Here is a 20,931-nt window from a genome sequence, read left to right as displayed (position 1 = left end):
TCGTCATCGTTTTGTAGTTTCGTCACCACAAAAATAGGACATACTGGTTCTTGCCTTTTTTTATGAGAAAGCCCTGTCTAGTCTATTGGGAGCAGGATATGTATGTAGAAAAATGTGATTCATGGAATTGTCAGTTATAAACAACTCATAGGCCGGAAATCCTTTCCCTTTTATCATAGCTGTAACTTGTAAAAAATATTGTCCACTCAGCTCTTTTATCATGGTTTTTACTTCGGCTTTCCAATCAATATCAGGAGCCCCATCAATATATATAGGTTTTAGCCTAGGTAGGATAACTGCACCAACTAGTGGGTCACTCCCTTCAACTTGCATTTTTACTGTAAAATTTTTAAATGATTCTACTCCTTTTACAGATGAAAAGGCAGTTCTTTCGTCACCAAAGAAATTTGTAAAGCCTATAGTCCGGCTAGCAAAATGATTTGCAAATAATAATTGATTATTTGCAAATCATTTTGGCTATTTGATGTAAACGCGCTGTAGCGAAATTTGAATTAAATTCTGTTGAAGATTTAAGTAAAGAAAAACCTCTATTGTCCCCATAAAAAGATCGTTGCCTAAATGTAAATATATCGCCAAATTTTTGCCATGGGGCAAAAGATCTCTGTGTGAATGTGAATTGTAGATTTGAAAATATACTTTTCCAGTATACTGGATTTAATTCATCTTTGCTTTTATTTGAATCAAAGTAATTACTAATTTGGCTTAGTATTTCAAAAGGTTCTCTACATACTTGCTCAGATGCTGCTGCTACTTTAACTGCGACACGCCCTCCACCGGTAGCCGTTCCCGTTTCGGGGTGATTAGCCGCATAACAGGCCGTAAATGCTGCCGATGCCGTTTGATACGACTGACAATCAGCCGCAAATGTTGCTTTCTGCTCTGCTGTTAACTGATTGTTACCGGAAAGACGGGCGCAAAGTGCTGCATTCAGGGTGTTTATTTTCTCCCGTTCCGCCGGTGTACCGGTATAATTGGCATAGATGTCAATTAACTGCGTTATGGCATCCTGCGCTAAGTTCACTACCTGCGTCACATCCTGCAAACCGCCCCAGTTCGGGTCATAGGCCGAGACAACCGTCCCACCGACCAGTTCATAACAATCATTCACCACGGCCCCTTTCAGCTCCACAGCAATGCGGGTGTTTTTCAGGTACGGAATTTCGGTGTAGCCCGTACCCGTCCAGCCGCCCGAGCCGCCGGCAACGGTCATTACTACCACATCAAAGTCGCCGGTGCGGATGGTGTCGCCGGGGGCCAGGTTGGTCAACAGCGGGTCGTTCACGTTGCCCACCGGCGTAGCGGGTGTCGTGCCACAGTTATACGTATGGGCCACCTGTCGGCATGGTTTGCTGCGCAGGGTGATGAAGGCCGTACAGGTGCTGCCTTCCGGTGAAGTCATCACCACCTTATATTCCCCGATAGCGGTAGCTGAAAGCACCGGCGTACTACCCACCGACAGGGCCGCTGAGGTGCCCGACTGCCGGCTCCACTGGTAGGTATAGCCGGTGAGGGCTAAGCCATCCAGATGCGCGACACTCAGCGTCAGCGAGCTGGTCCCGCTTGTGGCGGTGGTGCTGCGCGGGATTAAATCCGTTTCGGTGCCGGTTGCGTCTTTGGCAACAATGCGGATGTTGCAATCCGTAGCACTTACTACCGGGCTCACAATCACCGTTACATTGGTGCTGGCGGTAGTCGTGCAGCCACCCGGAAGACTGACTATCAGTTGGTAGTTACCACTGTGGGCAGTTGTCGTGTTCGGGATGGTCGGAGCCGGGGCCGTGCTGGTAAAGCCCGCCGGGCCGGTCCAGGCGTAGACCGCACTGGCGCTGCCCGGATTCACCACCGCGCTCAGGCTCAGCGTCTGTCCGGCGGTGATGCTGGTTAGCGCCACAATACTGGCCGAAACCCCGCTACATGAGGTGGTACTGGCCGGCAGAACCGTTACCGTGGTCGTGGCCGTCGCCGTGCAGCTGTTCCCAGACCATGTTACCGTCACACTGTAAGGGCCGCTGTTGGCTGTTGTAGTGGCCGGGACGCCGGCCGACGCGGTGGTAGCCGTAAAACTATTCGCACCTCTCCAGCTGTAGACCGCACTGGTACTGGCCGGACTCACCACCGCACTCAGGCTCAGGGGCTGTCCTGCCGTCAGGCTGGCCGGGGCCACTATGCTTACCGACACACCTGTGCAGGAGGTAACGCTCGACGGCGTCACCGTCACCACTACCGAGGCCGAACCCGCACAGCCCGTTGTCGAACTGGCCGTGACGCTGTAGGTGCCGCTATAGACGGTCGTTGCGCCGATCCGCTGCAGGGTGGCACCCGTCGCCGTAAAGCCGTTGGGACCGCTCCAGGCGTAACTCACACCGGCCGTCTGGGAAGCGGTGGCCGTCAATAGAATGGTTTCGTTTTCGGCATATACCGTGCGGCCGGTAACCGACAGCGGGTTGGAAACCGTGATCTGGATACTGTTGGAGGTCTCGCTGGCCAGTTGGCCGGCCTCGCAGACGGCATAGAACGTGGTCGTCTGCGCCGGATTCACCAGCAGCGGATTACCCGTCTGCCCGTTGCTCCAGCGCGTAGCCGCCGGTGATGCACAGCCGGTGGCCGTCAGCGTCACCGACTCTCCGGCGCAGATTAACCGCGGACTGGCCTGGATGATCGGCGCCAGCGGGTTAACTTTTGAAACGGGAATGGTTACCGTCTGGCTGCTGCATCCGGTCGTGGGCTGGCACCAGACGGCGAACGTGGCGCTGGTCTGCGTCAGCGAATATACCCACGTGCTACCGGTTGCCGTGGCGTTGTTGGGTCCCGTCCAGCGGGTTGTGGTTCCCGCTCCGCAACCGCCCGCCGTCAGCGTCAGGCTGTTGGTACTACCCGTGCCGCCTACCTGCGTGGTTACTGTCGGCGGGGTGGCCTGTGGATTGACGGTCACCGTCGTCTGTGCGGTGGCCGAACAGCCGGCAGGCGACCCTGCGTTGGCGGCCGTTACCGTGGCGCTGTAGACGGTGGTTTGGGCCGGACTAATGGCGATGGACGCCGTCTGCGCGCCGGTGCTCCAGCGGTAAGTGGTCCCCCCGCCGGCCGTCAGATTAACGGTCTGACCACCGCAGATGGTCTGACTGGCGGTGATTACCGGCTGCGGCATCGTGTTGTCGGCCGTTACCTGCACCGACGCCGAGCTCTGACAGCCCGCAGCATTGCCGGTCACCTCAACGGTATAGGTACCAGCCTCGTTGACTGTCGCCGTGTTGCCCGACTGGCTCACTACGCCCGGGCCGCTGAAGCTGTACTGGCTGCCGCCCGATGCCGTCAGCGTTACCGTACCGGCCGCGCAGCTGACAGGCCCGCTGGCCACAAGGCCCGCCGCAGGGACAGACTGCTGCGTCACGTTCACCGATGCCGATGCCGAACAACCGTTTTTGGTAGCGGTTACACTCACAAGGCCTGCGGTAGCGACGGTAATGACGGGTGAGTGCTCCGGCCGCCACTGACGAACGAGCGTCCGGCCACATATCGCTAACGAGTCCGGTCCTGTTTTTCAGCGGTATAAGCGTAGGCTTACTGGCAAATCTGTGTTAACCGGGTATAAAAACGGGTAGAGATCTCCCCCAGCTTTTCCATAAAATCATAATCGGTATCACGGCCTTCGAATTGTTTTTTGAGTTTGGCAGCATCCAGGCGGTATTGCTGCCAGAGTCCGCGCTGACGGCCCACACAATCCATCTTCCGGCGAATGTCTGCCCGGCGCTTGTCAGCCTCCGGCCCGCGATCCTCCCGCATGTGATCCAGTTCGATTTCTAACCGACGCTGCGCAATTTTCAGGTCAATATCCGCCATTTTATACTGTTCATCAACGTTAGCAGCCATAGCCATTGTCGTCCGGGTCATTTCGCTGAGGTCGTTCAGCAGCGCCGCATTGGCCGCCCCATCGGCAGCTTTCTTCGAGGCCGCTGCACCCAGCTCGTGTCGTTGCCGGAGCAATGCACGGAGTTGAGGATCCTCTTCCTCCTCACCGGCGGCCGTGGTTTCGGGCTGCTGTTGCTGCTCACGCTGAGCTCCGGCCATTTTACCCAGCATCAAATCGCCGAAGGGTTTGTAACCGCCCCCCGAAAACTGACGGGCTTTCGGGTAAAACGAGACTAACCGGCAACCCTTTGTATTCGGCACATCATTGATCTGGAACACCAGATAAACATGTTTATTGAAATGGTTCATTAACAAACCAATACCGCCCATACCCACCACGGCATGGTTAGTTTTAAGGGAGGCATACTGCCCGGTGGCTGGTCCAAGATCAACCAGCCACATATGTACCCGTCCTTCCGGGCCGGTCGCTTCGTACACCTCGACCGGTATCGGTTTAGTATTTCCTTCAATTAGCCGCGCGGGCAGCGTTGTTTTTTTGATGACCTTCGCCGTTCGCCAGAACATATCTCCCTGATTCCAGGCATCGAACCGTGCGGTAGTCGTGCTATTCATACCATCGCCGGCAGTCATCTGCACTAACAGTTTGCCATGTTCAGGCGACTTGATAAACATCCGCTGGGTCATACTGGGCAGGATGGCCCAGAAATCCATTTCTCCCTCACCGGATGGCAATTGCCCTTTGGTCATGGTCAGCATATTGTCCGGAAAAACGCCGATCACACCATTGTTAATATTCAGATAATGTGACAGTTCCCCTGCTTCTCCCGACTGATCATCATTGCAGACTACCACCAGGTGGTGCGTAAAGCGATACAGCCCGTTTTCGGCGGGGACGGCTTCAGGCCTGGCCGTGAATTCAGGACGGGTTAACGTAATTTCCTTCCCGGTCCGTTCGGGTTTGATAATCTCAATCCGCTGGGCCAGCGTAGCCGTCAGGGTAGTCAGCAGCAGTCCCACAGTACCCGCAAACAAGTTTATAGTCATGGTATTGGCTTGCTTATTTACTGACGGCGGAGCGTTCCCTGACTCTCTTTTGACGGCCGGCGGTCTTTATAAACGGTACGCATGAAATAGGTCATTTCCTGCTGCACGTTAAGGCGAATCTCCCGGCGGGCAATGGATTGATCCACAACCAGTTCGTATGGCTGCCCCTCCCCCGGGCTATTCACCCCTTTCGGGTCAAGGTTACGAACGCTGACGGTTCCCCAGTCACAATCAGTGGGGCTACAGGCGGCCAGAATCCGGACACGGCTGCGATTACCGGAAAACTCCATCCGTGTGATGGAACGTGTATCCGGATCAGTCGCTACCCACACCTCTGTTGACTGAGTTGGCGCAGCACTCATCAGGCCGAGTGTAAAAACGAAGCCGGCCAGTTGTGTAATCGGACGAACGAATGTAGGTCTCATCGTATTGATAACTAATTGATTGATAATTACAAAGACGTCCTAAATATGGACACTATCTCAAGTTTATCTGCACATTAGTTAATAACCCAATCGTTTCAGTATATAGCAACTATCTTTGAGTAAACCATTCCATAACCGTAGCCTTTTCTGAGCTTGCCGGAAGTTTTAAGCTTGCCGGAAAGTTAAGCAAACGCATACCTGTTCTTTAACCAATCACAAGCATTACTTAGCCAATTTGGCCCGTACAGGAGAGTACCGATAGGTTACTTTGGTGACAATATTACTTTTGCAACGAAGAATGACCGGAACGTGTTATTCTATTGGTTCTATTACAACAAAACCATGTCTACCTCTTCTAATCAGTTAGCAGCGCTTTTTCAGTCAGAAAGCGACATTCCTGCTGAGTACCTCATTCAACCCCTCGATCAGCGTGAGTACCTGATCAACGGCGAAATGCGCCAGTGGGGTGGTATGACGACCGACGTTGTTTCACCCGTTTATGTGCAGTCGGAAGACGGATTGAAGCGAAAGGTCATCGGCAGTTATCCGGTGACGGGCGAAACCGAAGCCATGGAAGCTTTGGACGCCGCTGTACAGGCTTACGACAATGGCCGCGGCGAATGGCCCACCATGTCGGTTGCCGACCGCATCGCCTGCATGGAACGTTTTGTGGGCCGGATGCTTGAGCGCAAACAGCAGGTCGTGAATCTGCTGATGTGGGAGATCGGCAAAACGCTGGGCGACTCTATTAAGGAATTTGACCGTACTGTTGAATACATTTACGATACCATCGGGGCACTGAAAGACCTTGACCGTAACTCATCGCGTTTCCGCATCGAACAGGGCATTATCGGTCAGATCCGCCGCTCGCCGCTTGGCGTGGTGCTGTGTATGGGGCCGTTCAACTACCCGCTGAACGAGACCTATACCACCCTGATTCCGGCGATCCTGATGGGTAATACCATCCTGTTTAAGCCCCCGAAACACGGTACCCTGCTGCACTATCCGATGCTCGAAGCGTTCCGCGAGTGTTTCCCGAAAGGGGTTGTCAACACCATCTACGGTCGGGGCGCTACGGTGGTACCGGCCCTGATGCAGTCGGGCAAAATCAACGTGCTGACCCTGATCGGGTCGAGCCGTGTGGCCGATCAGCTGAAGAAAATGCACCCGAAAGTAAACCGCCTGAAAGCGGTGCTGGGACTGGATGCCAAAAACGCCGCGATCATTCTGGAAAACGCCGACCTCGAACTGGCCCTGAAAGAATGTATGCTCGGTACGCTGTCGTTTAATGGTCAGCGTTGCACGGCGATCAAGATTGTGTGGGTACACCGCTCTATCGCCGATCAGTTCCTGAAGCGGCTGGCCGAAGAGGTGAACAAGCTGCAACCGGGCATGCCGTGGCAGAAAGGATCACAGATTACCCCGCTGCCGGAGCCCCAGAAGCCGGCGTATCTGACCGAATGCATCCGCGATGCCGAAGCCAAAGGCGCATCGGTGATCAATGAAGGCGGCGGTACGTATGTGGAGTCGCTGTTCTTCCCGGCCGTTGTCTATCCGGTTGCGGAAGGCATGAAACTGTACCGCGAAGAGCAGTTCGGTCCGGTAATTCCGGTGGTACCGTTCGACTCGATTGAGGAGCCGATTGAGTACATCATTTCGTCGGATCACGGGCAGCAGGTGTCGCTGTTCGGCACGGATCCTGACCAGCTGGCCCACCTGATCGACCCGCTGGTGAATCAGGTAAGCCGGGTAAACCTGAATGCACAGTGTCAGCGCGGACCGGACACCTTCCCGTTCACGGGCCGCAAAGATTCGGCCGAGGGAACACTGTCGGTGGAAGATGCCCTGCGTTCGTTCTCAATCCGGACGGTTGTTGCGACCAAAGACACGGCGGCCAACAAGGAAATTCTGAATGAAATCGTCGGCGAACACAAATCAGAGTTCCTGTCGACAAATTATATTTTTTAACTGCCTGACCGGATAATGTGCTGAAACGGTAAATGCTTTCAGTGCATTATCCGGCCATGTGGTAACAGGTTCCGATCCTGATTCAGCGCTATAAAATCCCTGCCGCACTGACATGCGGGTAGGGATTTTGTTTTTTGTAAGCAAACACAAACAAAAAAGTAACATATATTTAACCCTGAACCTGTTGATAGAAATTTCAAAGATATTTTTCTAATCAAGAAAACAACATCTATTTTCAGCACGTTAAAGCAAGTTAACGCCATATGTAAAGATCGTATGGCTGTCCTGACCTCATTCATTCAAGTCTACCAAATATGCAACATGATATGCTGGCTTTGTTGCGCAGTAAAAAGCAACAGATCCTTGAACGCTGGATTCAACACCAGCTTACTCTTGAGTCGTTACGTGATGACCTGATTTCGAATGATGAATTGCGGGAGCAATCTGAAGGCATCGTGAATCTGGTTGTCGATAATCTGAACGAACAGACTATTCAGCTCGACCCGTACGCCCTGGAACCGATCCAGGAATACCTGGCAGGGATCTCTATTTCGCGCGCCCGGCATGGTTTTTCGCCCCGTGAAACCAGTTTCTATGTACTCAGCCTGAAAAATGCGATACTGGACATTCAGGAAGAATCAGCCGGATCGGACATTGCGGCGCTCTATGAGTCGACGCGGGCGCTGAACCGTCTCTTCGATGAACTCAGCACAAATACCTTTGAAACGTTTATCAAAGGCCGTGAGGAAGTTATTCTGCGGCAAACCGACGAGATTTCGGAGATCTCGACCCCGGTTATCCGCGTCTGGGATCAGATTCTGGCCATGCCGCTGATCGGAACGCTGGACAGCGCCCGCACACAGACCGTAATGGAAAACCTGCTGCAATCCATTGTCGATACCGGCAGCGAAATTGCCATTCTGGACATTTCCGGCGTCCCGGCGGTCGATTCACTGGTGGCGCAGCACCTGATCAAAACCGTCAGCGCTACCCGCCTGATGGGCGCCGAGTGCATCATCAGCGGCATCCGGCCCGAGATTGCGCAGACGGTCGTACAGCTGGGAATCGATCTGTCGCAGGTTGTTACGAAAGCTACGTTAGCCAGCGCACTCAAACACGCCTTTGGCATGTTAAAGCTGGAAGTCCGGAAAACGCAGCCACCAAAACCGTTTATGATTTAATACCGCATGGAACGTATTCCGATCTTACGAATGGGTCCCTTTCTGCTGGTGACCATTCAGGTAGACCTCTACGACCGGCTGGCCCTGATGCTTGAATCTGACCTGGTCCAGGCCATCAGCAAAAGCGGTGCGCAGGGCGTCCTGATTGATATTTCGGCGGTATCCATCGTCGACTCGTTCATGGGGCGCATCATTGGTAACATCGCCAGTATGGCCCGCCTGCTGGATGCCCATACGGTGGTGGTGGGTATGCAGCCGGCGGTAGCCATCACCCTCATCGAACTGGGACTCACGCTGCCGGGCGTTCAGACGGCACTAAACGTAGAAAAAGGCATGCAGTTGCTCCAATCACGGATTCGGGTGGCAGACAGCGAAGAGGATGCGCCAAACGGGGACGACGATGCTGGTAGTCCTGAATAAAGATGCGTATTCGATACAGCGCGAACAGGATGTGATTCTGTTCCGCAACCGTGTGAAGGAGTTTGCCGTCCGGATCGGCATGGGGGTTGTCAACCAGACAAAGCTGATAACGGCGGCCAGCGAACTGGTCCGGAACATGCTGCGGTATGCCAACGGCGGCGATGTTCTGATCGAAGTCATCACCCGGGGCCGCGAAAACGGCATCCGGCTGACGTTTAAAGACCAGGGACCGGGCATACCCGATATTAAGCAGGCTATGCAGGATGGCTTTTCAACCGGCCGGAGTCTGGGACTGGGGCTGCCGGGCACCAAACGGCTCGTCAGCGAATTTGATATTAAAAGTACAGTGGGAGTTGGCACAACAGTTACCATTGTAAAATGGAAAAATGGATAAGTCAATTCAATACGCTTACAATGCCACTGACCGGAGTTACCTGGCATTTTTAAAGCGCGATATTCATCAGCTGGCCGTTCAGACCGGTTTTTCGGGGCAGCGCCTCGCCGAAATCGACCTGATCGTCGCCGAGCTGTCATCTAATCTTATTAAACATGCCGGCGGGGGCGAAATCCTGGTCCGGCCACTGGGCGATACCACGGTTTACGGCCTCGAACTGCTCAGCATCGACAACGGCCCGGGCATGAGTAACCCGACCCGTATGATGGAAGACGGTATGTCAACCACCAATACGCTGGGGCATGGTCTGGGCTCGATCCGGCGGCTTTCTGATGTTTTTGATCTCTATACACTGCCGAACTGGGGCACGGTGGCACTGTCGCGGATCTACCTCCCCGGCATTCATCCGCCGCAGGGTAAACCCACCCGCATCGGTACGCTGCTGCTGCCGAAAACCGGCGAAAAGGTGTGCGGAGACGGTTATGCCGTAAAGTATGCGGCCAACCAGCTGCATATTTTCCTGGCAGACGGTTTAGGACACGGCCCCGAGGCAGAAGCGGCTACCCAACTGGCGATCAGAACATTTACTGCATCTGCCAGCACAAGCCCGGTCACAATCCTGCGGGAAATTCATCAGGCGGTACTGAAAACGCGGGGGCTGGTGGGCACAGTCGGTATATTGGATATCCAGGCCGGCCAGTGGAGGTTCTGCGGCATCGGAAACATCACCACCCGCCTGTGTAGCCTGAACCTTCAGGATATACCGAAAACGTTTATGTCGTACAACGGCATTCTGGGCGGCAATCTGCCACGGACCATGAATGAGCAGGTAGCGCCCTATCTACGCGGGCAGACCCTGATTATGGCGTCTGACGGCCTGAAATCGCGCTGGGACACGAACCGGTTTGTCGCTGTCCGGAGCCACGATCCGGCGGTACTGGCGGCAGCGTTGCACAAGGATTTTTCGCGTAAAACAGATGACACTTCGGTGCTCATCGTTCAAACAACCTAACCGCATGCACACAATTACGTCTGTCGCTCTCGACAATGAGTTGGACCTGATTCTGGCGCACAAGCGAACCATGAAACTCGCGGAGCTGGCCGGTTTGTCGCTGTCGGCCCAAACCACGTTTGCTACCGCGGTTTCAGAAATTGCCCGCCTTGCGATTGAGCTCGGCGAAGGGGCCAGCCTCACCCTTGCCGCCGACCGGAATACCGGTCAGATCTGGTTTCTGGTAGCACATATCAGCGGTCTGGCCGGTCATTCCCATGACCTGAATACCGGCGCAGAAGCGGTAAGGTATGCCCGAAGGCTGGTAACCAAACTACAGGTAACGCAAACGGCCACCGGCACAGACATTACGATTCACTATAAACTGCCGGCTACGCTGCCGGTCAGCAACAGTACACTGAAGCTGTGGACAAGCGCCTTTCACGACGATCCGCCGCTGTCGCCCTACGACGAGATTAAACGCAAAAACATTCAGCTTCAGGAGATGGCCGACCGGCTGCGGGTCAGCGAAAACCAGTACCGCACCCTGACCGATTCGCTGCCGATGATGATCTTTTCGTTTAACCCGAAAGGGGAACTGCTCTATGCCAACCGCTGGCTGATCGACTTTACCGGCAAAACCCTGCCCGAACTGAACGACACCCGCTGGGAAGGTATTCTTCACCGCGAAGATTACCAGACATTCTGGAAACAATGGGTGAATCACTCCTTTTCGGGTCAGCCCTTCCGCATGGAGGTGCGCATCGGCAACGCCGAAACCGGCAAATACCTCTGGCACCTGGCATCACTGACGCCGCTGGTGGATGCGACAAACGTGATCTGGCACTGGACCGGCTTTCTGGTTGATATTCACGCGCAGAAAATCGTGGAGCAGACCCTGCGCGACAATGAAGAACTACAGGCGGCCCGCCAGCAGCTGGAGCAATATCAGTCGCAGCTGGAACAAACCATCCGCGACCTGCACCGCAGTAACGATGATCTGATGCGGTTTGCCTATGTGGCGTCGCACGATTTACAGGAGCCGCTGCGAAAGGTGCAGACCTTCGGGGATGTGCTGATGAACCAGTATGCCCCGACGCTGGATGAGTACGGGGTCGACGTCGTGCGGCGCATGCAGGCCGCTGCACGACGGATGCAGAACCTGATTCAGGACCTGCTTACCTATTCCCGCCTGACCCCCAAACAGAATGATTTTAAACGCATTGACCTGAATAAGCTCGTGCAATCGGTGCTGGATGATCTGGAAATGATGCCGCGTTTCAGTGAAACGACCTTCGACACCGGCGATTTACCGGTGGTATTCGGTCATCCGGTCCAGTTGGGACAGTTGTTTCAGAACCTGATTGCCAACGCCCTTAAATTTGCCGGTAAAGACAGCACACCGATGATCCGGATCGGCGCCCGCCCTATTGATCCGGACCAGGATCAGCTACCGGCCGACCTACCGGCCGACCTACCGGCCGAACAGTGGTTTGCCATTGACGTCAGCGACAACGGCATCGGGTTCGACGAACAATATCTTGAGCGGATTTTTCAGCTTTTCCAGCGGCTGCACGGCGCCAATCAGTATGCCGGCACCGGCATGGGCCTGGCGATCTGCAAAAAAGTGGTGGAGCTCCACGGCGGCAGCATTACCGCCCGCAGTCAGGTTGGACACGGAGCAACCTTCACCGCCTATTTCCCCGCTTCCTTCCGGCAGACCGCCTGATACCGCAAAAGCGCTTATCCCCGATCGTAGAGACGCAACATCTTGCGTCTCTAGCTTGCGTCCCTATCTTGCGTCTCTAGCTTGCGTCCCTACCGTATGTACTGCCTGTTATCCGGTCAGGGGTAAAATTTTACCTATAATAAAGGAGACGCAGGATGTTGCGTCTCTACGTGTATATTGCGCATACAAATATAACCGCGACGAAACATGGGACTTTTTGATTTCATCAAGAACGAGTTCATCGAAGTAATTGACTGGGTAGATAACTCAACGGATACGGTCATCTGGAAATTTCCCGATAAGGGCAATAACATCAAATACGGTGCACAACTGACCGTTCGCGAATCGCAGATGGCGGTGTTCATGAACGAAGGGCAGATCGCCGATATCTACCCCCCGGGCCGTTACCAGCTGACGACCCAGAACATGCCGGTCATGACGACGTTGCGGTCATGGAAAATGGGCTTCGAATCACCCTTTAAGGCTGATGTCTATTTTGTCTCGACCCGCCAGTTTACCAACCTGAAATGGGGCACGCAGAACCCGATCATCATCCGCGATCCGGAGCTGAAGCAGGTACGCGTCCGGGCCTTCGGTGTGTTTGCGCTGCGCGTAGCCGACGGTGGTAAGTTCATCAAGGAGTTTTCAGGCACCAATCCGGTCGTCCGTATCGGCGATGTGGAAGATCAGCTGCGATCAGCGATCATCACTAATTTCTCTGATTCCGTTGGCGAAGCCGGCGTGTCGGTATACGACATGGCCCGCAACTACCGTGAACTGGGCGACAAGCTGTTGCCGATGCTGCAAAGCGATTTCTCACCCTACGGGCTGGAGCTTACTAAATTCTACATTGAAAACACCAGCCTGCCACCAGAGGTTGAAGCGTTCCTCGACAAAACGACCCAAATGAATATGGTCGGTGATATGGCCCGTTTTCAGCAGTTTCAGGCCGGCATGGCCATCGAAGATGCGGCCGAAAGCGGTGGCGCTGCCGGTACCGCCATTCTGATGGGTGGCCTCGGCAACTTCATGAACAATGCTGCCGCCGGTAATACGCCGCCCCCGCAGCAAGCTCCAAAAGAGGACAAAGGCGAGGTGCTTGGTCTGCTGAAGCAACTCGGCGAACTTAAAGCGGCCGGCATTCTGACCGAAGAAGAGTTTGCGGCCAAAAAAGCTGAATTACTAGCCCGTCTGTAAGTCATTCCGGTGTTGGGGACGCAACCCGTTTACATCCCCAACGCCCTGATACCATTCCCATGAATCCAATGCCTGATGCGGCTTTTATCAAAGCCCCCTGTAAGACATGTGGTGCCCAGCTCACCTTTTCGGCCGACGCCCAGAAACTGAAATGCGGCTACTGCGGCAATACCGAAGACATTCCGTTCACGCAGAAAAATCTTCAGGAGAATCCGCTTACGTTCCGCATTGAAAATCAGCAGCTCCCCAACGCACCGGTTGAAGAAAAGCACTTATTTACGTGCCAGAACTGCGGGGCCCATACCCAGATTAACCTCGAGACGCCGACCATCACCTGTGCCTTCTGCGGGTCGAAAAACGTCAACCCCGACGCGCAGAAAACCCGTGTGATCGAACCGGCGGGGGTGCTTCCCTTCCGCATGTCGAAGGCCGCCGCCACCGAACGGTTTAAAAGCTGGGTCGGCAACAACTGGCTGGCCCCGTCGGACCTGAAGGCCGGTGCTATGCTCGATCAGCTGCACGGGATCTATATCCCTTACTGGACCTTCGATGCCCAGGCCTATTCAAACTGGACGGGTGAGGCCGGTTTTCACTATTACGTTCAGGTTCAGGCCCGCGACCAGAATGGTAATGCGATCACACGGCAGGAACAGCGCACCCGCTGGGAATACCGGTCGGGCAGTCATTCGCAGTTTTACGACGATGTTCTGCTGATGGCCTCCCGGCAGTTGTCGAAACAGGAAAGTACGGTGCAGGACGTCAGTCATTACGACATGAACGGCGTGGTCGATTATGACCCGCGTTTTTTGCTCGGCTGGGAAGCCGAAGTCTATAGCATTGATCTGGCCGAAAGTGCCCGCAAAGCCGAAGAACAGATCCGCTACCGGGAAGAGAATGCCTGCTCGCAGCAACTGGGCGGTGATACACAGCGCGGCCTTCAGGTCGACACACAGCTGAGCAACCAGACTTTCAAGCACTTACTGATGCCGCTCTGGATCTGTGCCTATATGTATAACGGCAAGCTGTACCGCTTCATGATCAACGGGCAAACCGGACAGGTGGCCGGCGAACGGCCGAAATCGTTCTGGAAAATTGCGATGCTGGTAGCGGGCTTTATCCTGCTGGTGCTGTTCTTTGTCTGGATTTCCAAACACAAATAAACCCGTTATGCGCTACGAACGTATGCCCATTGAGGCCGAATCGCCCGAAGAACTGGGCTACGACACCATCCGGTATAATCTGGCCGAAAGTTCGGTACGCGACCGGACACTGGGCGAGGTCCTGCCGGATGGAGCGCTGAACGAGCTGGTGCTGGCATATGCACACCACCGTGGCAAACCGGAACTCTGTGCACTCATCGCCGCGGATGGCTCCCAACCGGAAGGTTCCGGACCGGATGGTTTCGGACTCACTGACCGGGACGTACTGGTTTGCACCGGTGCAGCCACGGCTCTGTTTATCATTGCTACCTCGCTGCTCAGTTCCGGTGATCACCTGATTGTGATCCGGCCCAACTACAGCACCAACCTCGAAACACCCCGCGCTATCGGCTGCCCGACCACGATCATCGATCTTTTGTTTGAGACCGGCTTTCAGATTGATGTCGAAGCAATCCGGCAGGCGATCCGGCCCGAAACGCGGCTTATCAGCATTACGAATCCGCACAACCCGACGGGGCAGTTGTATGCGCCCGAAACCATAGATGCCCTTATTGCGCTGGCCCGCGAACACAACTGCTATCTGCTCGTTGACGAAACGTACCGGGACCTGAACTTTCAGACACCGTTACAGCCTTACGAAGCGACAAAGGCCCCGCACGTTATTTCTGTCTGTTCTCTGTCAAAGGCATTCGGAGTGCCCGGCATCCGGATTGGCTGGATTGTTTGCCGGGATCAGGCGTTAATGACCCGTTTTCTGGCCGCTAAAGAGCAGATTGTCATCTGTAATTCTATTCTGGACGAAGCTATTGCAGAAAACCTGTTACGGAGAAAAGTCGAACTGCTCCCGCCCGTACATGCCCACATCCGGCAAAACTATGATGTCATAAATACATGGTTCACCGAAAATGCCGGTCTGATCACCTGGCATCCGCCGCAAGCCGGTGTCGTCGGTTTTGCGCGGATCAATCCCGAAGCGGGCATCAATACCGATCAGTTTTACCACACCCTGTATCACCAATACCAAACCATGGTTGGAGCCGGCCACTGGTTTGAGCGCTCCGACAACTACATGCGCATCGGCTTCGGCTACCCGACCACGGAGGAACTACGACAGGGACTGGAGAATATCACGGCGTGCCTGCTGGCCTGCCGTGCCTTTGAATGAGCAAGTTAGTAAGCAAAGCAAACCAGAGCACTTCTCTTCACTCCCGTTCACCTGCGGGCATCCCTTCTTTGTTGAGTTATCAAACAGCAACGAACTCCTCCCCTTTCAGCCGGCAGAAACGCCTGCACTTGTGTCCTGTATAGTCAAGTACAGGCGTTTTTTTTGACGAAATACAAACTATTAAACATATTTTTTAAACAAAACATTAACATAAGTTAACATATACACTAAATTAATTAATTTAAATAAGTACTTGGATAAATTCCTGGTTTTTCAGAAACTTGGGCTACTTTTCTCCCTTCTCGTTTCTTCAATCATATTTTTTTTATTTATCTCTTCCTTATTTGTTACGTTATGCTAACGTTTATGAATTGGCGATGGACCCGGTCCTCTCGCCTGATGTGTGCTATGCTCATGCTGTTAAGTTTGAGTATAACTCCGCTACTTGCCCAGAAAACATGGATCAGTTCCGGCTCCGGCAGCTGGAACACTGCGGGAAACTGGAGTCCAGGCGGCGTTCCGTCTGCTGCTGATGAAGTCGTAATTCCGCCCGGAACAGCCACGCCTGTTATTGAGTCCGGCGTTTCTGCCCTGGCTAAGTACGTTGAAGTTCAAGTTGGCGCATCGCTTTCGATAAGCAGTGGTGGCAGTTTATCCGTTGTGGATTCAAAACTTATTTCTGATCCTGTTTTTACCGCAGCCTTTCAGAATCTTGGCACTGTTACTGTCAGCGGGTTGCTCGTTATCAGCAGTAGTTCCTCTAAGTTTTATGGTATCGTTAACGACGGTGTGTTTACCATCAACGGAACCGGCGAAGTACGGATTGACAACACACAGTACATGGGGTTCTGGAACCGTACCTCCGTTATATCAACGGCAACCCTGACTAACTCCGGTAAGTTTTACTTAGGAGGGAGCGCCTCCGTGGGGTCCGCCGCTATTTATAACGAGGTCGCTATCCAGAATAACGCCGGTGGTGAACTGAGAATTGACCGGGCAGGCGGAGCAAACATCAACAACCGGTCGGGCAGCTCTTTTGTCAATTCCGGAACCATTGCGATCGGCCAGAACACAAACAGTTTCGGACCAGGGATTTATAACTTCAGTACGTTTAATAATCAGTCGACAGGGGTTTTAAAAATTGACCGTTCATCAACGGCTATCTTTAACCTGATTGGTACCAGCCCCGTTTCATTTACCAATGCCGGTAGTATTCAGATCGGTCAGCAGGCGTCTGTCGGTGGTCCGGGTATTCATAATCTGAGCAGCGGCAATTCGGCGGTTACTTTTATCAATACCGCCGGCGCCACCATTATCATCGATCGTTCGGGTACAGGTGTATATAACGAAAATACCGGTACCGCTGCTTCTTCATTTACGAATGACGGAAAGCTATACATAGGCCAGAACTATACATCTACCTACAATATGGGTTTGTTCAATATCACCAAATCAAGTGGTAGCCATACCTTCTTTACAACCACTGGTTCAGATATAAAAATTGACAGAGCTGGTACCGGGATTCAGAATCAAGCTCAATCAACCGGCCCATGTTCATTCACCAATGCAGGTAGTATTAATATCGGGCAAAACGCAACGGACCAGGCGCACGGTATTTATAATACAAGCAACTCCGGCTCCAGTGTCACGTTTATCAATCTGGCCGGCAAGGAAATACGGATTGATGGTAATGGTTTTGGCCTTCAAAATGATCCGTATACGGTTTTCGACAATGCCGGTACCATTAAACTCGGAACAAAAGGGCCGGTTGAGTTTGACTCACCCGGGCTAAATAACAGGGGGCTTTTCACCAACCGGAATACCGGGGTTATTACTATCGAGCGTGCCCGTAAAACCGGATTGCATCATACAAACAATACCTTTACGAACAGCGGTACGATCACCATTGGCCTCAGCACTACAACCGGCTCTCCGGCGATGTTAAATTCAACGACATTTGTCAACGGACCAGGCGCAGTCCTTCAGGTAGATAACGTAACAAACGATGCGATTCACACTGCCTCTTTTAATTCGTATTTTACCAATAGCGGCTTAATTGAAATTGGCAGAAACGGTAACGGAGGCGTGCGGGGTCTACAAAATGGCGGTACATTCTCTAACCTGCTGAGCGGCACTATTACCATTGACCACATCAATGGTAACAGTTCAATCGGGCTCTATACTTCCGGCAGCAATACTTTTTTGAATGCCGGCATCATCACCATCGGTCGCTCTTACAGTGGCGGGCAGACAGGCCTCTACAATTATAGTACGTTTACCAACAGCGGTACGATCAGCATTGATCACATTGTACAGGGAACCTATCTCCATGGTTTATATAATGGCTCAAATACCTTCACAAATACAGGACAGATCACTATCGGTGCTTCCAGTACCGTTGGAGACTGGGGGTTGTATAATTACGGTGGAGCGACATTTATTAACAACAATGGTGGCGAAATTACCATTAACCGTTCGCGCATTACCGGCCTTCATAATGATTACGGCGCTACATTCACAAACAATGCTACAATCAGTATTGGTAATACAGCCAGTATCGGTAGCTGGGGTTTATGGAATAGTCACCTGTTTACCAACAATAGCGTGATAACCGTCGATAATGCAACGATTACCGGTCTGCGGCATCAGAATAATACATTTACCAACACCGGCAGTATTAAGGTCGGCAGTATTGCCGGTAGTGGTTCGTGGGGATTCTGGAACGAATCCGCTTTCAATAATGTGGGCGGCGGCATCAGCGTGGATCGGGCAACACAGGTAAACTTCGAAAATGCGAGAGGGTCCGGCACCGGGGTGTTCACGAATAAAGCCAGCCTGAGCATTTCGACCGGTGTGCCAGCCACGCTTGGCTTTTATAATGAACCAGGTGCTACGTTCTCCAACAGTAACTGCGCCGCGCTGACGCTGTATGATAACCTCAGCAATGTGGGAGCACTTACCAACCAGGGAATCATGATTGTAAACACGTCAAAGGCTCATGGTAATACAGATATCACGAATAACGGGGCGATTTCATACCTGCAGATAAATGATATTCCGAATGTGACTAATAATGATCTGATTATTCTCCCTACCAGCGTCAGTTGCAGCACATCCTCCGTCATTCAGGTTGGAGGCGGTAATCATCTGACAGTTGGCAGTGTCTGGTATAAAGATCCTGGGCTTACCCAACTTGCCGGTAATTATAATATGGCTACGAACACATTTACGCCTTACCAGCTCAATCCAGGCGCTGTACAGCTCTATTTTCCGGTAACGGATAATGCGACAAACTGCTCAAGGACGGCTTCTATCGCCGTGCAGGTACTGGCTTCTTCATTTGCCAATGCCACCGTACAAAATATTTCGGTTAACGCGGCCCTGGGCAGCCCGAATTGTGCAGTAACGCTTACCGGTCAGGGTTCAGGCTCCGTATTTACATTTACAGGCCCCAACGGGTACGTTTTCACCAATGTGTATCGTATTCCGGGCACCTATACATTTTCAGGCTTGCAGGTTACACAACCGGGCGTATATACTTTAACTGCTTTTTCGACTGATGATTGTGGTTTAAGTATTCCAACAACGCAAACATTTACAGTTACCGGCACCAAATGCCCGTAACACTGTACGTCACCATAAAAAGCAAAACGAGGCGGCCAATTTATGGCCGCCTCGTTTATTTACAGAAACATCAATTACATCAGGCGTTAACTTCCTGTACAGCCAGGTCTGCTGTTTCTACTACCGGCTCAGCACGCAGCCTTGACCGGAACAGGATAAATGTGTGCGATACACTCAGTACAAATACGTACCCGAATCCGGTAGCCATCATCAGGTGGAGCGGTGCCAGCCGGTATTCATCCAGCCAGTAAGCCAGGTACAGGCCTCCGGCATAATATAATACCAGAATCCCCTCCACTATTGTCAGCCACGACAGTTTCGGCATAATGTATTTGTTGGTCTGCCAGCCTCCGCCTGCATTATTCAGGTTAAACTTCGGTGTACGGACAAACGGCGTTTTCCGGTTCAGGTATCCTTCCATAATGGCTACCGAATTATGCAGCGATAAGCCCATCATCAGGGTAGAATACATAAAAAAATGCCAGATCAGAAACGGCTTTCTCCGGTAATTAAGGACAAAAACCGGGATCGTATAAAATGTGCCCAGAGTCACCAGATTCAGGATAAAAAAGCTGATTTCAAACGCTGTAATATCCCATGGGAGGTACCGGCGCAGGTACAGCATCGGCACGCTTAACACCCCTAAAAAGAGTACCAGAAATACGATTTGATTACTGAACAGATGCATCAGTGCATGGGCCTTCACCCCTGCCGGAATACTTCGTTGCCGGATTACGCTTCCCGTTAGTTTACGGGCACATTCGGCGGAACCCTTCAGCCAGCGGTACTGCTGGGATTTGAGCGCAGTCATTTCAACCGGCAGCTCGGCAGGGGCACCGATATCCTCCCGATAGTTAAACTTCCAGCCCTGTAGTTGTGCCCGGTAACTTAAATCAAGATCTTCGGTCAGGGTATTGGATTGCCAGCCACCCGCCTGCTCAATAGCGGTTTTGCGCCAGATACCGGCCGTACCGTTAAAATTTGCAAAGTAATCGCCGACATACCGCCCGCTCTGCTCAACGGTAAAGTGTGCATCCAGCCCGAAAGCCTGCAGGCGCGTCAGGAGGGAGTAACGCTGGTTCAGATGCTCCCACCGCGCCTGCACAAAACCAACCTGCGGATCAGCCAGATTCGGTACAGTACGGAGTAAAAAGTCAGGCTCCGGTACGAAATCAGCATCGAAAACAGCAATAAACTCCCCTTTTGACAAGGTAAGGCCATAGGCGAGTGCACCTGCCTTAAATCCGGTCCGATGTGGCCGCCGGATGTGCTGCACAGGAATTCCCTGCTGCTGAAAATCGGCTATACGGCGCGCGATAATGTCTACCGTTTCATCCGTTGAATCGTCGAGTACCTGAATCTCTAACCTGCCCGCCGGGTATTTCAGGGCAGCAACGGCATCAAGCAAACGCTCAGAAACATACAATTCATTAAATACCGGCAGCTGAACGGTTATGAAAGGTAAATCGGGTTGATCAGATGAAGCCGCAGGAAGCTCATTGGCCTTTTGCAGGGACCGCTTCCGGAAATAGGCAATGACCAGACTTAAGCGGCTAATATTATGCACCGTCAGTAATAGAAGTGTCAGCCCATATAAGACAAGTATCCATATCACCATAATGCAAAAATATACGTAAACCGGTAAGTTGACATAACTATGTATAGTTCTATTCCTCAAATGCTGGCTATCGCGGCAATGAATAGTAGCAAATCAAGGGAGTTACGGGTATTGGTATACCCGTTTA

General features: G+C 52.7%; 15 protein-coding genes. 10 read left to right on the top strand and 5 right to left on the bottom strand.

All coding sequences use genetic code 11. The annotated features are described in order from the left end of the window. Positions 1-60: 60 nt before the first annotated feature. From AC23NW_RS22205 to AC23NW_RS22190, 4 genes are all read right to left on the bottom strand, one after another. The gene (locus tag AC23NW_RS22205) at positions 61-333 is read right to left on the bottom strand and encodes a hypothetical protein (RefSeq protein ID WP_487452113.1); all 273 of its coding nucleotides are present in this window, start codon (positions 331-333) and stop codon (positions 61-63) included. Between the two features lie 124 nt (positions 334-457). Continuing rightward, a complete protein-coding gene (locus AC23NW_RS22200) occupies positions 458-3,460 on the bottom strand; it encodes a hypothetical protein (protein WP_487452111.1) in 3,003 nt (1,000 codons plus the stop codon). Positions 3,461-3,579: 119 nt separating this feature from the next. Beyond that, the gene (locus AC23NW_RS22195; protein WP_487452110.1) at positions 3,580-4,932 is read right to left on the bottom strand and encodes a hypothetical protein; all 1,353 of its coding nucleotides are present in this window, start codon (positions 4,930-4,932) and stop codon (positions 3,580-3,582) included. 17 nt (positions 4,933-4,949) lie between these two features. Beyond that, positions 4,950-5,357, bottom strand: a complete 408-nt coding sequence (locus tag AC23NW_RS22190; RefSeq protein WP_487452109.1) for a hypothetical protein — start codon at positions 5,355-5,357, stop codon at positions 4,950-4,952. A gap of 342 nt (positions 5,358-5,699) precedes the next feature. Here AC23NW_RS22190 and AC23NW_RS22185 point away from each other — a divergent pair, with 342 nt between their 5' ends. The 10 genes from AC23NW_RS22185 (at position 5,700) to AC23NW_RS22140 (ending at position 19,186) form a co-directional block, all read left to right on the top strand. Further along, positions 5,700-7,325, top strand: coding sequence for an NADP-dependent glyceraldehyde-3-phosphate dehydrogenase (locus tag AC23NW_RS22185; protein WP_293843240.1), 1,626 nt, complete (start codon positions 5,700-5,702; stop codon positions 7,323-7,325). 314 nt (positions 7,326-7,639) lie between these two features. Further along, a complete protein-coding gene (locus AC23NW_RS22180) occupies positions 7,640-8,506 on the top strand; it encodes an STAS domain-containing protein (protein ID WP_487452107.1) in 867 nt (288 codons plus the stop codon). A 6-nt stretch (positions 8,507-8,512) separates the two neighbouring features. Beyond that, positions 8,513-8,926 (top strand): STAS domain-containing protein, encoded by a 414-nt coding sequence (locus AC23NW_RS22175; RefSeq protein WP_487452106.1) that lies wholly within the window; start codon positions 8,513-8,515, stop codon positions 8,924-8,926. After that, positions 8,886-9,320 carry an anti-sigma regulatory factor gene (locus AC23NW_RS22170; RefSeq protein WP_487452104.1) on the top strand — a complete coding sequence of 145 codons (435 nt, stop codon included), beginning with the start codon at positions 8,886-8,888 and terminating at the stop codon, positions 9,318-9,320. The genes AC23NW_RS22175 and AC23NW_RS22170 overlap by 41 nt, the downstream gene beginning before the upstream one ends. Continuing rightward, positions 9,313-10,332, top strand: a complete 1,020-nt coding sequence (locus AC23NW_RS22165; protein WP_487452103.1) for a SpoIIE family protein phosphatase — start codon at positions 9,313-9,315, stop codon at positions 10,330-10,332. Before AC23NW_RS22170 ends, AC23NW_RS22165 begins: the two co-directional genes overlap by 8 nt. 4 nt (positions 10,333-10,336) lie before the next feature. Further along, positions 10,337-12,040, top strand: a complete 1,704-nt coding sequence (locus AC23NW_RS22160) for a sensor histidine kinase (protein WP_487452101.1) — start codon at positions 10,337-10,339, stop codon at positions 12,038-12,040. 207 nt (positions 12,041-12,247) lie between these two features. Next, complete coding sequence (locus AC23NW_RS22155; protein WP_293845491.1) at positions 12,248-13,237, top strand: SPFH domain-containing protein; 990 nt, start codon at positions 12,248-12,250, stop codon at positions 13,235-13,237. Between the two features lie 59 nt (positions 13,238-13,296). Beyond that, a complete protein-coding gene (locus tag AC23NW_RS22150) occupies positions 13,297-14,397 on the top strand; it encodes a TFIIB-type zinc ribbon-containing protein (RefSeq protein ID WP_487452100.1) in 1,101 nt (366 codons plus the stop codon). 7 nt (positions 14,398-14,404) lie between these two features. Further along, positions 14,405-15,562 (top strand): pyridoxal phosphate-dependent aminotransferase, encoded by a 1,158-nt coding sequence (locus tag AC23NW_RS22145; RefSeq protein ID WP_487452098.1) that lies wholly within the window; start codon positions 14,405-14,407, stop codon positions 15,560-15,562. Between the two features lie 426 nt (positions 15,563-15,988). Continuing rightward, complete coding sequence (locus AC23NW_RS22140) at positions 15,989-19,186, top strand: beta strand repeat-containing protein (protein WP_487452097.1); 3,198 nt, start codon at positions 15,989-15,991, stop codon at positions 19,184-19,186. 79 nt (positions 19,187-19,265) lie between these two features. Here AC23NW_RS22140 and AC23NW_RS22135 read toward each other — a convergent pair whose 3' ends face one another. Then, positions 19,266-20,753 carry a cellulose synthase family protein gene (locus AC23NW_RS22135; RefSeq protein WP_487452095.1) on the bottom strand — a complete coding sequence of 496 codons (1,488 nt, stop codon included), beginning with the start codon at positions 20,751-20,753 and terminating at the stop codon, positions 19,266-19,268. Positions 20,754-20,931: the final 178 nt, after the last annotated feature.

Source organism: Arsenicibacter sp. R0_47 (assembly GCF_057652235.1).
This window is presented reverse-complemented; position numbering and strand designations above follow the sequence as displayed.